This is a genomic window from Geodermatophilus pulveris (assembly GCF_900188375.1).
Lineage (GTDB): Bacteria > Actinomycetota > Actinomycetes > Mycobacteriales > Geodermatophilaceae > Geodermatophilus > Geodermatophilus pulveris.
On the sequence record NZ_FZOO01000001.1, the window covers coordinates 14,500 to 28,981 of the forward strand.

Annotated in this window: 12 protein-coding genes; 6 read left to right on the top strand and 6 right to left on the bottom strand. The window is 75.5% G+C overall.

Annotation, left to right across the window (positions count from 1 at the left end; genetic code table 11):
* The first annotated feature begins 42 nt into the window (after positions 1–42).
* Positions 43–3,972: an ATP-dependent RNA helicase HrpA gene (hrpA, locus tag CHB98_RS00100; RefSeq protein ID WP_089303597.1), complete on the top strand. Its 3,930-nt coding sequence runs from the start codon at positions 43–45 to the stop codon at positions 3,970–3,972.
* Positions 3,973–4,054: 82 nt separating this feature from the next.
* On the opposite strand, the gene CHB98_RS00105 is transcribed toward hrpA, so the two are convergent.
* Positions 4,055–4,417: a hypothetical protein gene (locus tag CHB98_RS00105; protein WP_089303598.1), complete on the bottom strand. Its 363-nt coding sequence runs from the start codon at positions 4,415–4,417 to the stop codon at positions 4,055–4,057.
* Positions 4,418–4,632: 215 nt separating this feature from the next.
* Between CHB98_RS00105 and CHB98_RS00110 the strand changes: the two genes are divergently transcribed.
* The 5 genes from CHB98_RS00110 (at position 4,633) to CHB98_RS00125 (ending at position 8,933) form a co-directional block, all read left to right on the top strand.
* Positions 4,633–5,079, top strand: coding sequence for an ATP-binding protein (locus tag CHB98_RS00110; RefSeq protein ID WP_143424906.1), 447 nt, complete (start codon positions 4,633–4,635; stop codon positions 5,077–5,079).
* Positions 5,076–5,252: a hypothetical protein gene (locus tag CHB98_RS21280; protein ID WP_179224052.1), complete on the top strand. Its 177-nt coding sequence runs from the start codon at positions 5,076–5,078 to the stop codon at positions 5,250–5,252. Before CHB98_RS00110 ends, CHB98_RS21280 begins: the two co-directional genes overlap by 4 nt.
* Before the next feature lie 92 nt (positions 5,253–5,344).
* Positions 5,345–7,621: a xanthine dehydrogenase family protein molybdopterin-binding subunit gene (locus tag CHB98_RS00115; RefSeq protein ID WP_089303599.1), complete on the top strand. Its 2,277-nt coding sequence runs from the start codon at positions 5,345–5,347 to the stop codon at positions 7,619–7,621.
* Complete coding sequence (locus CHB98_RS00120; protein ID WP_089303600.1) at positions 7,621–8,124, top strand: (2Fe-2S)-binding protein; 504 nt, start codon at positions 7,621–7,623, stop codon at positions 8,122–8,124. Before CHB98_RS00115 ends, CHB98_RS00120 begins: the two co-directional genes overlap by 1 nt.
* On the top strand, positions 8,121–8,933 hold the full coding sequence (locus CHB98_RS00125) for an FAD binding domain-containing protein (protein WP_089303601.1): 813 nt from the start codon (positions 8,121–8,123) through the stop codon (positions 8,931–8,933). Before CHB98_RS00120 ends, CHB98_RS00125 begins: the two co-directional genes overlap by 4 nt.
* 60 nt (positions 8,934–8,993) lie before the next feature.
* On the opposite strand, the gene CHB98_RS00130 is transcribed toward CHB98_RS00125, so the two are convergent.
* The 5 genes from CHB98_RS00130 to CHB98_RS00150 all read right to left on the bottom strand — a co-directional run bounded on the left by CHB98_RS00130 (position 8,994) and on the right by CHB98_RS00150 (position 14,422).
* Positions 8,994–10,298 (bottom strand): sulfate adenylyltransferase subunit 1, encoded by a 1,305-nt coding sequence (locus CHB98_RS00130; RefSeq protein WP_245820827.1) that lies wholly within the window; start codon positions 10,296–10,298, stop codon positions 8,994–8,996.
* Entirely contained in the window at positions 10,298–11,206 is a 909-nt protein-coding gene (cysD, locus tag CHB98_RS00135; RefSeq protein ID WP_089303602.1) for a sulfate adenylyltransferase subunit CysD, read from the bottom strand. The genes CHB98_RS00130 and cysD overlap by 1 nt, the downstream gene beginning before the upstream one ends.
* Positions 11,207–11,381: 175 nt before the next feature.
* Complete coding sequence (locus CHB98_RS00140; RefSeq protein WP_089303603.1) at positions 11,382–12,131, bottom strand: inositol monophosphatase family protein; 750 nt, start codon at positions 12,129–12,131, stop codon at positions 11,382–11,384.
* On the bottom strand, positions 12,128–12,811 hold the full coding sequence (locus CHB98_RS00145) for a PaaI family thioesterase (protein WP_089303604.1): 684 nt from the start codon (positions 12,809–12,811) through the stop codon (positions 12,128–12,130). The genes CHB98_RS00140 and CHB98_RS00145 overlap by 4 nt, the downstream gene beginning before the upstream one ends.
* 30 nt (positions 12,812–12,841) lie before the next feature.
* Positions 12,842–14,422: a sensor histidine kinase gene (locus CHB98_RS00150; protein ID WP_245820828.1), complete on the bottom strand. Its 1,581-nt coding sequence runs from the start codon at positions 14,420–14,422 to the stop codon at positions 12,842–12,844.
* Positions 14,423–14,482 lie beyond the last annotated feature (60 nt).

Consider the following 14,482-nt stretch of genomic DNA (forward strand, 5'->3'; position numbering starts at 1 on the left):
CCGCACCCGCCGCCGCTTCGGCGCCCCGACCCGGGAGGACCCGTGACCACCCCGCCGGACGACCTGCGCGCGCGGCTGGCCGGGCTCACCCTCGAGGACGCCCACCGGCTGGGCCGGCGGCTGGACGGCACCCGCAGGACCCGGGACGCCGAGGCGCGCGCGCGGCAGCGGGAGCGGGTCGCCGCCGACGTCGCGGCCGCCGAGGAGCGCCTCGCCCGCCGCCGCGCCGTCGTCCCCGCGGTCACCTACCCCGCCGAGCTGCCGGTCAGTGCCCGCCGCGACGACATCGCCGCCGCGCTGCGCGACGCCCAGGTGGTCGTGGTCGCCGGCGAGACCGGGTCGGGCAAGACCACCCAGCTGCCCAAGATCGCCCTGGAGCTCGGCCGCGGGGTGCGCGGCCGGATCGGGCACACCCAGCCACGGCGGATCGCCGCGCGCACCGTCGCCGAGCGGATCGCCGAGGAGCTGGACACGCCGCTGGGCGACGTCGTCGGCTGGAAGGTGCGCTTCACCGACCAGGTCTCCGACACCACCCTGGTGAAGGTCATGACCGACGGCGTGCTGCTCGCCGAGATCGGCCGCGACCGGCTGCTGCGCCAGTACGACACCCTGATCATCGACGAGGCGCACGAGCGCAGCCTCAACATCGACTTCCTGCTCGGCTACCTGGCCCAGGTGCTGCCCCGGCGTCCCGACCTCAAGGTGGTCATCACCTCGGCCACGATCGACGTGGAGCGGGTGGCCAAGCACTTCGGCGACGCCCCGGTCGTCGAGGTCAGCGGCCGCACCTACCCGGTCGAGGTCCGCTACCGGCCGGTGGTCGACCCCGACGACCCGGACTCCGACCCGGACCGCGACCAGGTCACCGCCATCGCCGACGCCGTCGACGAGCTGGCCGCCGAGGGGCCGGGCGACGTCCTGGTGTTCCTCGCCGGCGAGCGGGAGATCCGCGACACCGCCGACGTCCTGACCGAGCGCCTCCCCGGCGTCGAGGTGCTGCCGCTCTACTCCCGCCTGTCGGCCGCCGACCAGCACCGGGTGTTCCAGCGGCACACCGGGCGGCGCGTGGTGCTGGCCACCAACGTGGCCGAGACCTCGCTGACCGTGCCCGGCATCCGCTACGTCGTCGACCCGGGCACCGCGCGCATCTCCCGGTACAGCGCGCGGCTGAAGGTGCAGCGGCTGCCGATCGAGCCGGTGAGCCAGGCCTCGGCCCGGCAGCGCTCCGGCCGCTGCGGGCGCACCTCCGACGGCATCGCGATCCGCCTCTACACGCAGGAGGACTTCGACGCCCGGCCGGAGTACACCGACCCGGAGATCCTGCGCACCAACCTGGCCTCGGTGCTGCTGCAGATGGCCGCCCTCGACCTCGGCGACGTCGCGGACTTCCCGTTCATCGACCCGCCGGACCGCCGGGCGGTGGCCGACGGCGTGGCCCTGCTCGAGGAGCTCGGCGCCCTGGACGGAGCCGGTGCGCTGACCCCCACCGGCCGCGCGCTGGCCGCGCTGCCGCTGGACCCGCGCATGGCCCGGATGGTGGTCGAGGCCGACCGGCGCGGCGTGCTGGAGGAGGTGCTGGTCATCGCCGCCGGGCTGACCATCCAGGACCCCCGCGAGCGCCCCACCGAGCACCAGCAGGCCGCCGACGAGCTGCACGCCCGCTTCGCCCACGAGCACTCCGACTTCCTCGCCCTGCTCGACCTGTGGCGGTACGTGACCGAGCAGCAGGAGGCGCTCAGCGGCAGCCAGTTCCGCCGCACGCTCAAGCGCGAGTTCCTGCACTACCTGCGCATCCGCGAGTGGCAGGACCTGCACGGCCAGCTGCGCAGCACCGCCCGCCGGCTGGGCATGACCACCGGCGGGCCCGCCGCCGAGCCCGACGAGCGCGGCATCCACACCGCCCTGCTGGCCGGGCTGCTGTCCCACGTCGGCCTGCAGGTCGAGGACAGCCACCCGCGCGCGAGAGGTCGTGGGGGCCGCGAGTACCTCGGCGCCCGCAACGCCCGCTTCGTCATCGCCCCCGGCACCCCGCTGGCGCGCAGGCCGCCGCGCTGGGTGGTCGCCGCCGAGCTGGTCGAGACCAGCCGGCTGTTCGCGCGCACCGTGGCCCGCATCGACCCGGAGACCGTCGAGCGGCTGGCCGGCCACCTGGTCCACCGGCAGTACTCCGAGCCGCGCTGGGACGCCAGGCGGGGGTCCGTCGTCGCCACCGAGCGGGTCACCCTCTACGGCATCCCGCTGGTCGTCGACCGGCGCGTGCAGTACGGCTCGATCGACCCGGTCGTGTCCCGGGAGCTGTTCATCCGGCACGCCCTGGTGCAGGGGGAGTGGACGACGCACCACCGCTTCTGGCACGACAACGCCGCGGCCCTGCGCCGCGTCGCCGAGCTGGAGGAGCGGGCCCGCCGCCGCGACATCCGGGTGGACGACGAGACGCTGGTCGAGCTCTACGACGCCCGCATCCCCGCCGACGTCGTCTCCACCCGGCACTTCGACCGGTGGTGGAAGTCCGCCCGCCGGGAGACCCCCGACCTGCTGACGTTCACCCCGGAGATGCTCACCGACGCCGCCGCGGCCGGGCAGGTGCGGGTCGAGGACTTCCCCGACGAGGTGCCGCTCACGCAGGGGCTGACCCTCCCGCTGTCCTACGCGTTCGCCCCGGGCACCCCGCAGGACGGCGTCACCGTCGACGTCCCGCTCGCGGTGCTGGACGCCGTCGCCGAGCAGACCTCCGGGGAGTCGCTGGCCCTCACCGTCCTCGGTCTCCGGGAGGAGCTGGTCACCGCGCTGCTGCGCACGCTGCCCAAGCAGCTGCGCCGCGCCCTGGTGCCGATCCCCGACCGGGTGCGCGAGGTGCTGCCGCGGATCCCGCCGGCCGAGCCGCTGCTGCCGGCGCTGGAGCGCGAGCTGCGCCGCGCCGCCGGGGTCGTCGTCCCGCCGGACGCCTGGGCGCCGGACCAGGTGCCCGACCACCTGCGGGCCACCTTCCGGGTCCTCGACGACGCCGGCCGGGAGCTGGCGAGGGGCAAGGAGCCGCACGCGCTGCGCCGCCGGGTGGCCCCGCAGGCCCGCGCCAGCCTGGCCGCGGCCGCCTCCGACCTGGAGAGCACCGGGCAGACCGCCTGGACGTTCGGCACGCTGCCGCGCACCGTCGAGGTCCGCCGCGGCGGCCACCTGGTGACCGCGTACCCGGCGCTGGTCGACGAGGGGACGACGGTCGGCGTCCGCGTGGTCGCCAGCGAGGCCGAGGCGACCCGGCTCACCTGGCGCGGGGCCCGCAGGCTGCTCGTGCTCGCCGCCGGCTCACCGACCCGGCAGGTGGTCAAGGGGCTCTCGCCGCGCACCCGGCTGGCGGTGCAGTTCAACCCCGACGGGGAGATCCCCGCGCTGGTCGACGACTGCGTGGACGCCGCCGCCGACGAGCTCCTCGCGGCCGCCGGCGGGCCGCCGCGGGACGAGGCCGGGTTCGCCGCGGTGGTGCGGACCGCGAAGGCCCAGCTGCTGCCGCTGACCACCGACACGGTGCGGCGGGTCGAGGCGGTGCTCACCCAGGCCCGCGAGGTCGCGGTCGCGATCGGCGCCGCACCGGGCCGGCGGGTGCCCGAGGCGGCGGTCGCGGACCTGCGCCGGCAGATGGGCGGGCTGCTGCACCGGGGCTTCGTCGCCACGGCCGGGCGGCGGCGGCTGCCGGACCTGGTGCGCTACCTCCGGGGGATGGCCCACCGGCTGGAGAAGCTGCCGGCCACCGCGGCGCGCGACGCGCTGTGGATGCAGCAGGTCGCCGCGGTGACCGCCGAGTACGAGCAGCTGCGCGCCCGGGTGCCGTCGACCGGGGCCCCCGACGACCCCGTCGCCCGGGTGCGGTGGATGGTCGAGGAGCTGCGGGTCAGCCTGTTCGCGCAGCCCGTCGGCACCCCCCGGCCGGTGTCGGAGCAGCGGGTCTACAAGGCGATCGACGCGCTGTCGGGCTGAGGGTGGGGCACAGGGAGCAGTGCATGCGTCTCGCGCACCAGGTGTAGGCAGTGATCCCCGTGCCTGATCGGTGCGGGGCCGCTCACGTGCGGGCGCGGGCCCGCTCGCGGAGCAGGGCGGAGATGCGCTGGCGGGTGACGCCGAACATCGCGGCGATCCGGTTGATGCTGACCTGCTCCGCGGCCAGGGCGTGCGCCTGCTCGCGCCGCCACGCGCCGCCGGCGCTGGCCAGGGCGGCCATCACCGAGCTGATCTGCTCGACCACCAGCGGGCGGGACTCCGCCGTCACGATGTCCAGCCAGGTGCGGCCGGCCTGCCGTTCCTCCAGGAGCTTCTCGGCGCGGGCCCGGGCGCCACCGAGCTCGGTCAGGCAGGTGTCGAGCACGGCCATGAGCTCGCGGAGCGCCCGGACGGCCGGGTCCTGCTCGCCGGTGTCGATCGCCACGGGCCCTCCGTCTCGCAGAATGGATGGAGCCAACAGAGTTGCCCACTATCCATACTGCCGGCGCGGTGCGCAAGGCCCGTGACATGCAATGCCCCGCGCGTGCAACAGGTGTTGCTCACGACCATCGGCGCGTATATGTTGCGCACGACCAGATGGCGTGACGCACAGTGAGTGCCCAACTGCACCGCGGCTCGCACGCCCAGGGAGGGGGATCGATGTCCACGCTCGTGGCCTCCGTCGACCTGCACCCGGTGCCCCCCAGCGTCCCCGTGGCCCGGCACCTGGTGCGGGACCTGCTGCACGCCTGGGGCGCCCCGCACGATGCCGAGGACGCCGCCCTGCTCGTGACCGAGCTGGTGGCCAACGTCGTCGACCACGTGGCCGGTGAGGCCTCCTTCACCCTGCACGTCACGCTGGCGGAGCGGTGGCTGCGCATCTCCGTGGCCGACGGCTCCGCGCTGCGCCCCGTCGTCCGGGACCTGCAGGTCTCCGCCCAGCGCGGCCGGGGCATGCGGTTGGTCGAGGCCATCGCCGACCGCTGGGGCATCGAGGAGCGCGGCGACGGCAAGTGCGTGTGGTTCGAGCTGGCGCCCCCGGGGTTTGCCGACGACGGCCCGCGGGGACCGGCGGAGGAGCGACCCACCGAGGAGGGAACGGCATGAGCGAGCCGGACGGCACGACGTACAGCGCGGGCGAGGACCTCTCCGACGAGGAGATGGTGCAGACCGTCGCCGGGCAGACCGACAGCATCTCCGAGCACGCCGACGAGGCGGGCAAGGACTGGAACGGCGACGCCAGCCAGGCCCCCGACCCCACCGCTGACACCACGGGCTGAGCCCGTCCCTCCCGCGCCGGTGGGAGCGGCTGGCGGACCGGCGCTCCGTGCGGCAGGGTGACCGAGGTCACCCACCCACGGAAGGTGAGCACATGAGCATCCTCGGTACGCGGGTGGTCCGCACCGAAGACCCGCTGTTCCTCACACGTGGTGCCACCTACACCGACGACGTGACCGACGACCGGCTGACCGGGGCGCTGCACGCGACCTTCGTGCGGTCCCCCGTCGCGCACGGGCGGCTGGAGGCCGTGGACGCCTCCGCCGCCCTGGAGGCGCCGGGCGTGGTCGCCGTGGTCACGGCGCAGGACCTCGCCGGCCTGGCCCCGATCCCGCCGCCGTTCCCGTTCGTGAACCGGGCGATGACCCGCCCGTGGCTGGCGTCGGACCGCGTCCGCTTCGTCGGCGACCCGGTGGCCGTCGTCCTCACCGAGGAGGCCTACCAGGGCGAGGACGCCGCCGAGCTGGTCGTCGTCGACATCGACCCCCTGCCCGCGGTGGTCGGCACGGCCGCGGCGGCCACCGACGAGGTGCTGCTGTTCCCGGAGGCGGGCACCAACGTCATGGCCTCGTTCGGCGGCCCCGCGCCGGAGGACCTGTTCGCCGGCTGCGAGGTCGTCGTCACCCAGGCGATGGTCAACCAGCGGGTGGCGCCGGTGCCGCTGGAGGGCCGGGCAGCCGCCGCGGCCTGGGGGGAGGACGGCCGGGTCACCGTCTGGTGCACCAACCAGGGCGCCCAGCAGGCGAGGGGACAGTTCGGCGACTGGCTGGACATGGACCCCGACCTGATCCACCTGATCACCCCCGACGTCGGCGGCGGCTTCGGGGCCAAGATCGGCGCCGACCCGGAGTACGCCCTCGTGGCCTGGCTGGCCCGGCACGTCGACCGGCCGGTCCGCTGGGCGGAGAGCCGCTCGGAGAACCTGGTCGGCATGCTGCACGGCCGGGCCCAGGACCAGGTGGTCACCATCGGGGGCCGCCGGGACGGCACCATCGAGGCCTACAGCCTGGTGGCCGACCAGGACTGCGGCGCCTACCCCCGGATCGGCACCGTGCTGCCCACCCTGACCATGCTGATGGCGCCCGGGGTCTACGCGTTCCCGCGGGTGCACGCGCAGGCGCGCGCACTGGCCACCACGACGACCCCCATCGGTGCCTACCGGGGCGCCGGCCGGCCGGAGGCGACGGCGGCGCTGGAGCGGGCCGTCGACCTGTTCGCCGCGGAGATCGGCATGGACCCCGCCGAGGTGCGCCGGAAGAACCTGGTGCCGCCGTTCAGCGAGCCGCACACCACGCCCACGGGGGCGACCTACGACACCGGTGACTACACCGCCGCGCTGGACGCGGCGCTGGCGGCCGCCGGCTACGCCGACCTGCGCGCCGAGCAGGCCCGCCGCCGGGAGGCCGGGGAGCCCCGGCAGCTGGGCATCGGCATGTCGGTGTACGTGGAGATCACCGGGGCGGACAACGGCGCCGGCACCGGGGAGGCCGCCTCGCTGGAGGTGCACCCCGACGGCACCGCGACGGTGCTCACCGGCACCTCGCCGCACGGCCAGGGGCACGCGACCGCGTGGGCGATGATCGCCAGCGACCAGCTCGGCATCCCGGTGGAGCGGATCAGCGTGCTGCACGGCGACACCGACCTGGTCGCCCAGGGCGGCGGCACGATGGGCTCGCGCAGCCTCCAGCAGGGCGGCGCGGCGGTGCACCAGGCGGCCGGCGAGCTGGTCGAGCTGGCCCGGCAGCGGGCCGCACAGCGGCTGGAGGTCGACCCCGCGGACCTCGTCGTGGACCTGGCGGGCGCCGGGCTCGCCGTCCGCGGGACGCCGGGGACGGGGCTCACCTTCGCCGAGCTGGCCGCCGACGAGCAGCTGCTGGTCCGGACCCGGTTCGACGCCGCCGCCCCGACGTTCCCCTTCGGCGCCCACGTCGTCGTCGTCGAGGTGGACGTGGAGTCCGGGAAGGCGGAGGTGGTGCGGCTGGTCGCCGTCGACGACGCCGGGACCGTCCTCAACCCGCTGCTCGCCGAGGGGCAGCGGCACGGCGGCTACGCGCAGGGCGTCGCGCAGGCGCTGCTGGAGGAGGTGCTGTACGACGAGGACGGCAACCCGACGACCTCCACGCTGGCGGACTACCCGTTCGTCTCCGCCACCGAGCTGCCGAGCTTCGAGCTGGTGGACATGGCCACCCCGACCCCGATGAACCCGCTGGGTGCCAAGGGCATCGGGGAGGCCGGCACGATCGGCTCCACCCCGGCGGTGCAGAACGCCGTCGTCGACGCCGTCGCACACCTCGGCGTCCGGCACATCGACATGCCCACCACCCCGATGCGGGTGTTCCGGGCCGTCCAGCAGGCCCAGGGAGGCAGCTGATGCAGGTCTCGATCACCGTCAACGGCCAGCAGCGCACCGACGAGGTGGAACCGCGGCTGCTGCTGGCGCACTACCTGCGGGACGTCCGGGGGCTCCGGGCCACGAACGTCGGCTGCGACACGACGTCCTGTGGGGCGTGCACGGTCATCGTCGACGGGCTGACGGTGAAGAGCTGCACCGTGCTCGCGGCGCAGGCCGACGGCGGCCAGGTCACCACCCTCGAGGGGCTGACCGGGCCGGACGGCGAGCTGCACCCGGTGCAGGCGGCCTTCCGCGCCGAGCACGGGCTGCAGTGCGGGTTCTGCACCCCCGGCATGGTCATGGCGGCGATCGGCGTGCTGGCCGACAACCCCGACCCCAGCGACCGCGAGGTGCGCGAGGGCCTGGAGGGCAATCTCTGCCGGTGCACCGGCTACCACAACATCGTGCGGGCGGTCCTGGCCGCCGCGAGGTCCGGCCCGGCCGCCGGCCGGGTGCCCCAGACGCAGGAGGTCGAAGCATGATCCCCGCCCCGTTCGAGTACGTGCGGGTGCGCTCGGTCGACGAGGCCGTGGCCGCGCTGACCGAGCACGGCGAGGAGGCCAAGCTGCTCGCCGGTGGGCACTCGCTGCTGCCGATCATGAAGCTGCGGCTGGCGGTCCCGTCCGTGCTGGTCGACATCAGCGGCATCCGGGAGCTGTCCTACGTCCGCGTCGAGGGCGACGAGGTGGCCGTCGGCGCCGGCACCCGGCACTCCGAGCTGGAGCGGTCGGAGGTCGCGCGCACCGAGGTGCCCCTGCTGCCGCACACCGCCGGGCGCGTGGGCGACCCCCAGGTGCGCCACCGCGGCACGCTGGGCGGCACCGTGGCGCACAGCGACCCGGCGTCGGACCTGCCCACCGCGCTGCTCGCGCTCGGCGGCACCGTCGTCGTCCAGGGCCCCGGAGGGCGGCGGGAGGTGCCGGTCACCGGCTTCTGGACCGGGTTCTTCGAGACGGCGCTGGCGCCCGACGAGGTGGTCGTCGAGGTGCGGGTGCCGCGCACCGGCGGCGCCGGCTGGGGCTACGAGAAGTTCACCCGCCGGGAGAACGACTGGCCGATCGTGGCCGCCGCGGCGGTGCAGGGCAGGGTCGCGCTGGCCAACATGGGCGGCTCGGTGGTGCGGGCGACGGCGACGGAGGAGGCGCTGGCCCGGGGCGCGTCCATCGCCGAGGCCGCGGCGCTCGCCGACGAGGGCACGTCGCCGACCGCGGACATGCACGCCGACCAGGAGTACCGGCGCCACCTCGCCCGGCTGCTCACCCGCCGCGCCCTGGAGAAGGCCGCCGCCTGACGAAGGACCCCCTCCTCCCCACCCCTCGCACGCTCGGGGCGGTGCCCGGGAGGGGGCCGCTCAGCCGGCGGGGGTGAGCATCCCCGCGCCCACGGTGGCGTTGGTGGCCTCGTCGACCAGGATGAACCGCCCGGTGGCCCGGTTGCGGGTGTAGTCGTCGACGAACAGCGGCTGGGTCGCCCGCAGCCGCACCCGGCCGATGTCGTTGAGGCCCAGCTCGGTCGCCTCCCGGTCCCGGTGCAGGGTGTTCACGTCCAGCCGGTAGGCCAGCTCCTTCACCACGGCACGCACCGACCGGGTGGTGTGCTTGACGGCGATCCGCTGCCGCGGCCGCAGCGGCTCGTCGGTCATCCAGCAGACCAGCGCGTCGAGGTCCTGGGTGGCCGTCGGGACGTTCTCCGGCTTGCCGATGAGGTCCCCGCGGGAGACGTCGAGGTCGTCGTCCAGCCGCAGCGTCACCGACATCGGCGCGAACGCCTCCTCGACCGGGCCGCGGGGGCCGTCGATGCCGGCGATCGTCGTCGTCAGCCCGCTGGGCAGCACCTGGACCTCGTCGCCGACCCGGAACACCCCGCTGGCCACCGTGCCGGCGTAGCCCCGGTAGTCGTGGTGCTCGTCGGTCTGCGGCCGGATCACGTACTGCACCGGGAAGCGGGCGTCGGTGAGGTTGCGGTCGCTGGCCACGTGCACGTGCTCGAGGTGGTGCAGCAGCGTCGGCCCCTCGTACCAGGGGGTGTTCGGCGAGTGCCGCACCACGTTGTCGCCGTGCAGCGCCGAGATGGGGACGACGGTGAGGTCGGGCACGCTGAGCTTGGCGGCGAAGGCGTCGAACTCGTCGGCGATCCGGTCGAAGACCTCCTCCGACCAGCCGACCAGGTCCATCTTGTTGACCGCCACGACCAGGTGCGGGACCCGCAGCAGCGAGGCGAGGAAGGCGTGCCGGCGGCTCTGCTCGACCATGCCCCTGCGCGCGTCGACCAGCACGATGGCGAGGTCCGCGGTGGAGGCGCCGGTGACCATGTTGCGGGTGTACTGCACGTGCCCGGGGGTGTCGGCGAGGACGAACGTCCGCCGCGGGGTGGTGAAGTAGCGGTAGGCGACGTCGATGGTGATGCCCTGCTCGCGCTCGGCGCGCAGGCCGTCGGTGAGCAGCGCGAGGTCGACGTGGTCGCCCTTGCTGGCCCGGGCGACCGCCTCGTACTGGTCCTCGAAGATCGCCTTGCTGTCGTAGAGCAGCCGGCCGATGAGCGTGCTCTTGCCGTCGTCCACCGAGCCGGCGGTGGCGATCCGGACGATGTCCTTGCGGGCGCGGGCCAGCTCCGCGGCGTGCTCGGCGACGGGGGAGTGCACGTCGACGGGACCCATCAGAAGTAGCCCTCCTTCTTGCGGTCCTCCATGGCGGCGTCACTGACCTTGTCGTCGCCGCGGGTGGCGCCGCGCTCGGTCATCCGGGTCACCGCGATCTCCGCGATGACGTCGGCCACCGTGGTGGCCTCCGACCGGACGGCGGCGGTCAGGTTGGCGTCGCCCACGGTCCGGTAGCGGACCAGGGCCCGGAACGGCCGCTCGCCGTCCCGGGGGCGGACGAACTCGTTGACCGCGTAGAGCATCCCCTGCCGCTCGACGACCTCGCGCTCCTCGGCGAGGTACAGCGGCGGGATGGCGATCTCCTCGCGGGCGATGTACTGCCAGACGTCCAGCTCGGTCCAGTTCGACAGCGGGAACACCCGCAGCGACTCGCCGAGGTGGATCCGGCCGTTGTAGAGGTCCCACAGCTCGGGGCGCTGGCTCTTCGGGTCCCACTGGCCGAACTCGTCGCGGAAGGAGAACATCCGCTCCTTGGCCCGCGCCTTGTCCTCGTCACGCCGGGCGCCGCCGAACAGCGCGGTGAAGCCGTGCTCCTCGACCGCGTCGAGCAGCACCGGGGTCTGGATGCGGTTGCGGGAGCCGTTGGGTTCCTCCCGCACCACCCCGCGGGCCATCGCGTCAGGCACCGAGGCCACGATCAGCTCCACGCCCAGCTCGGCCACCCGCTTGTCGCGGAACTCCAGCACATCGGGGAAGTTCAGCCCGGTGTCGACGTGCATGACCGGGAAGGGGATGCGGGCCGGCGCGAACGCCTTGCGGGCCAGCTCCAGCATCACGATGGAGTCCTTGCCGCCGGAGAACAGCAGCACCGGGCGCTCGAGCTCCGCGGCCACCTCGCGGATGACGTGGATGGACTCGGCCTCCAGCGTCTCCAGCTGGGACAGCCGGTAGTCAGGGGTCCTCACGCGACCTCCTCGCTGGCGCTCGTCGGTCGCGTGCCGAGTCGTGCTCCGCTCATGGGCGGACTCGCGAGCTGGTTCACGGACAGGACTCCGGTGGGTGTCGGGGGCGGGGGGCCTGAACCAGCACCAACCGCACCGGTCCAGGGGGGATTCCCGGGCACCAGTCTCCGGCACGCCCTCAGGGCGGCGGCGGGGACCCTCCCCGCACGGCCGCGAGCAGCCGGCCGGCCAGCTCCGGGCGGCACACCAGCAGGTCCGGCAGGGACGGGTCGGGCAGGTTGTAGACCAGCGGCGAGCCGTCCAGCCGCAGCGCGGTGAGCCCTGCGGCGCGGGCCACGGCCACCGGCGCCGCGGAGTCCCACTGGTACATGCCGCCGGCGTGCACGTAGGCGTCGGCCTCCCCGCGGACGACGGCGGTGACCTTCCACCCGGCCGACCCCATCGGCACCAGCTCGGCGTCCAGCTCGCGCGCCGCGGCCGCGGCCACCGCGGGCGGCCGGGTGCGGCTCACCGCGATCCGCGGCCTGCCCCTGCCCGGGGGCGGCACCGCCGGCGCGGGGTCGGTGACCAGGAGCTCGCCCAGCGCGGGCAGGGCCACCGCGGCGGACGCCAGCTCCCCGGTGGCCCACAGCGCGACGTGCACCGCCCAGTCCGGGCGGCCGGGCTCGGCGTACTCCCGGGTGCCGTCGAGCGGGTCGACCACCCACACCCGCTCGGCGGCCAGCCGGCGGGTGTCGTCGGCCGCCTCCTCGCTGAAGACCAGGTCCCGGGGACGGCGGGCGGCCAGCACCGCGGCGATCGCGGCCTGTGCGGCGGCGTCCCCGGCGTCCCCCAGCTCCCGGCCGGTGAGCCGGCCGTCGGCGCGCAGCGCGGTCAGGACCTCCGCGGCCGCGCGGGCCGCCTCGGCGGCGACGTCGACGTCGGTCACCGCCGTCCCGGCGGGGCGTACTGGCCCGAGACGTCGGTGATGGCCGCGAAGTAGTCGGTCACCGACTCCGGGCGCGGGGTGACCCACTCGCCGCGGGCGTCCACCAGCGGGCGCTCCGGGTCGGTGGCGAGGGCGATGCTGCCGGCCGCGCTGGTGCGCCGGCCCCTGCTGCCGACGACGCGGGCGCGCAGGACCAGCGGCGTCACGAGGGGCACCGGCCGGTGGTACCCCAGCTCCAGCTGGGCGGTCATGCCCCACAACCCGGCGGCGAGCACCGCCGAGCCGAGCAGCTGGTCCATCAGCAGGCTGCTCACCCCGCCGTGCACGTAGCCGGGCGGGCCCTCGTAGGCCGGGCCCAGGGTGGCCTCGGCGACCAGCCCGCCGTCCTCCCGCCGGATGTCCAGCGGCGGGGCGAGCGCGCTGCCCACGCCGGTCACCGGGTTGTGCACCCGGCGGAAGACGGCCGGGTCGTCGAGCTCGGGCAGCTGCGTCACCGGGCGCTGCGCCGCGGCCAGCCGGGCGGTGACCGTGCGGGCGTCGGCGGCCGCGGCGCGCAGCTCGGCGGCCGGCACCGTGCTGCGGACGGAGGCGTCCACCAGCTCCCGCAGGGCCGAGCCCAGCTCGGTCACCGCGGCCATCAGGTCGGCGTCGTGGGGCTGCCCGCCCGCGTCGGAGTGCACCAGCGGACGGTAGCCGGACGGCTCGCCGGCTCAGGCCGCCGGGCCGTCCGGCACCGGGGGGACCGTCGTGCCCGGGCCGGAGCGGGGCAGCCGGACGGTGAAGGTCGCGCCCCGGCCGGGCGCGGTGTCCAGGTGCACCGTCCCGCCGTGGGCGGCCACCAGGGCGCTGACGATGGCCAGCCCCAGCCCGGTGCCGCCCGCCGTCCGGGCCCGGGAGGGGTCGGCGCGGTAGAAGCGCTCGAACACCCGCGCGGCGTCCTCGGGGGCCATGCCCGGCCCCTCGTCGGCGACCTGCAGCACGACCACGCCGCCGTCGTCGCCGTCCGCCGCCGGGTCCCCGGCCGCGGGCTCGTCGGAGACGCGCACCGTGACCGCCGCCGTCGGCGGGGTGTGCACGAGGGCATTGGTCACCAGGTTGCCGACGACCTGGCGCAGCCGCGCCTCGTCGCCCAGCACCACCGGCACCTCGTTGAGCGACTCGTCCAGGTGCAGCGCGATCGGCCGGTCGGGCTGCACCGCCTGCGCGTCGTGGACGGCGTCGCCGGCGACCTCCGCCAGGTCGACCGGGGTGATGATGAGCGGGCGCTGCTGGTCGAGCCGGGCCAGCTGCAGCAGGTCCTCGACCAGCACGCCCATCCGGGAGCCCTCGGACTCGATCCGCTGCATCAGCCGGGCGGTCTCCTCCGGGCTGCCGACGGCGCCCTGCCGGTAGAGCTCGGCGAACCCGCGGATCGAGGTCAGCGGCGTGCGCAGCTCGTGGCTGGCGTCGGCGACGAACCGGCGCATCCGGGCCTCCGAGGCCCGCGCCTGCTCCTCGGAGGCCTGCTGGGCACGGAAGGACCGCTCGATGCGGGCCAGCATCCCGTTGAGCGCCAGCGACAGCCGGCCGACCTCGGTGCGCTCGTCACCGGCCGGCACGCGCTGGGACAGGTCGCCGGCGGCGATCGCGCGCGCCGTCCGCTCCACCTCGGTGAGCGGCCGCAGGCTGTTGCGGACCAGCACGTAGGCCGCGCTGCCCAGCAGGACCAGGATGACCAGGCCGACCACCACCTGCAGGGCGACCAGTCGGGTCAGCACCGCGTCGTCGCTGTCGAGGTCGACGCCGGCGATGGCGACCACGCCGCCGCCGAGGTCCTCGCTCTCCAGGAGCCAGTCGGTGCCGTCCGGCGCCTCGGCGAAGACCGGCCGGTCGGTGCCCTCGGCGATGCGGCGGGCGGCGGCGGCGTTGATCACCGGGAGGCTGTCCACGGGACGCGGGGGCCCGGAGATCGTGAGCGGCGGGGCCCCGGGCGACAGGCAGGCCACGTAGATCGTCCCGATGGAGGGCTCGTTCTGCCCCCAGGGAGGACCCGAGCACCCGTCCCGGAACCACGGCCGGTCGGCGTAGCTGGCCAGCGCGGCTTCCATCTGGGCGTCCCGCTGGTCGCGGACGTACCGCTCCAGCAGCGCGCTGGTGAGCACCCCGGTCAGGGTCAGGGCGATGGTGACCAGGCCCAGCAGCACCGCCACGAGCGTGACACGCAGCGGCAGTCGCGGCAGCGACCAGGGCCGGCCCGGCGCCCCGGCACCCCGCGGAGCCGTTCCCGGGCGCACCCCCGCGACCTCGGCCACCGTGCCCTCCTCACCGGCGCGCGCCGGGCCCGTGCCCGACGCTGCCGCCCCCGTGCGCGC

Excerpts from the sequence above, each read along its gene's own strand:
- CHB98_RS00130 (WP_245820827.1), bottom strand. The coding sequence starts at position 10,298 with ATGGGTCCCGTCGACGTGCACTCCCCCGTCGCCGAGCACGCCGCGGAG.
- CHB98_RS00115 (WP_089303599.1), top strand. The coding sequence starts at position 5,345 with ATGAGCATCCTCGGTACGCGGGTGGTCCGCACCGAAGACCCGCTGTTC.
- CHB98_RS00120 (WP_089303600.1), top strand. The coding sequence starts at position 7,621 with ATGCAGGTCTCGATCACCGTCAACGGCCAGCAGCGCACCGACGAGGTG.
- CHB98_RS00125 (WP_089303601.1), top strand. The coding sequence starts at position 8,121 with ATGATCCCCGCCCCGTTCGAGTACGTGCGGGTGCGCTCGGTCGACGAG.
- CHB98_RS21280 (WP_179224052.1), top strand. The coding sequence starts at position 5,076 with ATGAGCGAGCCGGACGGCACGACGTACAGCGCGGGCGAGGACCTCTCC.
- CHB98_RS00110 (WP_143424906.1), top strand. The coding sequence starts at position 4,633 with ATGTCCACGCTCGTGGCCTCCGTCGACCTGCACCCGGTGCCCCCCAGC.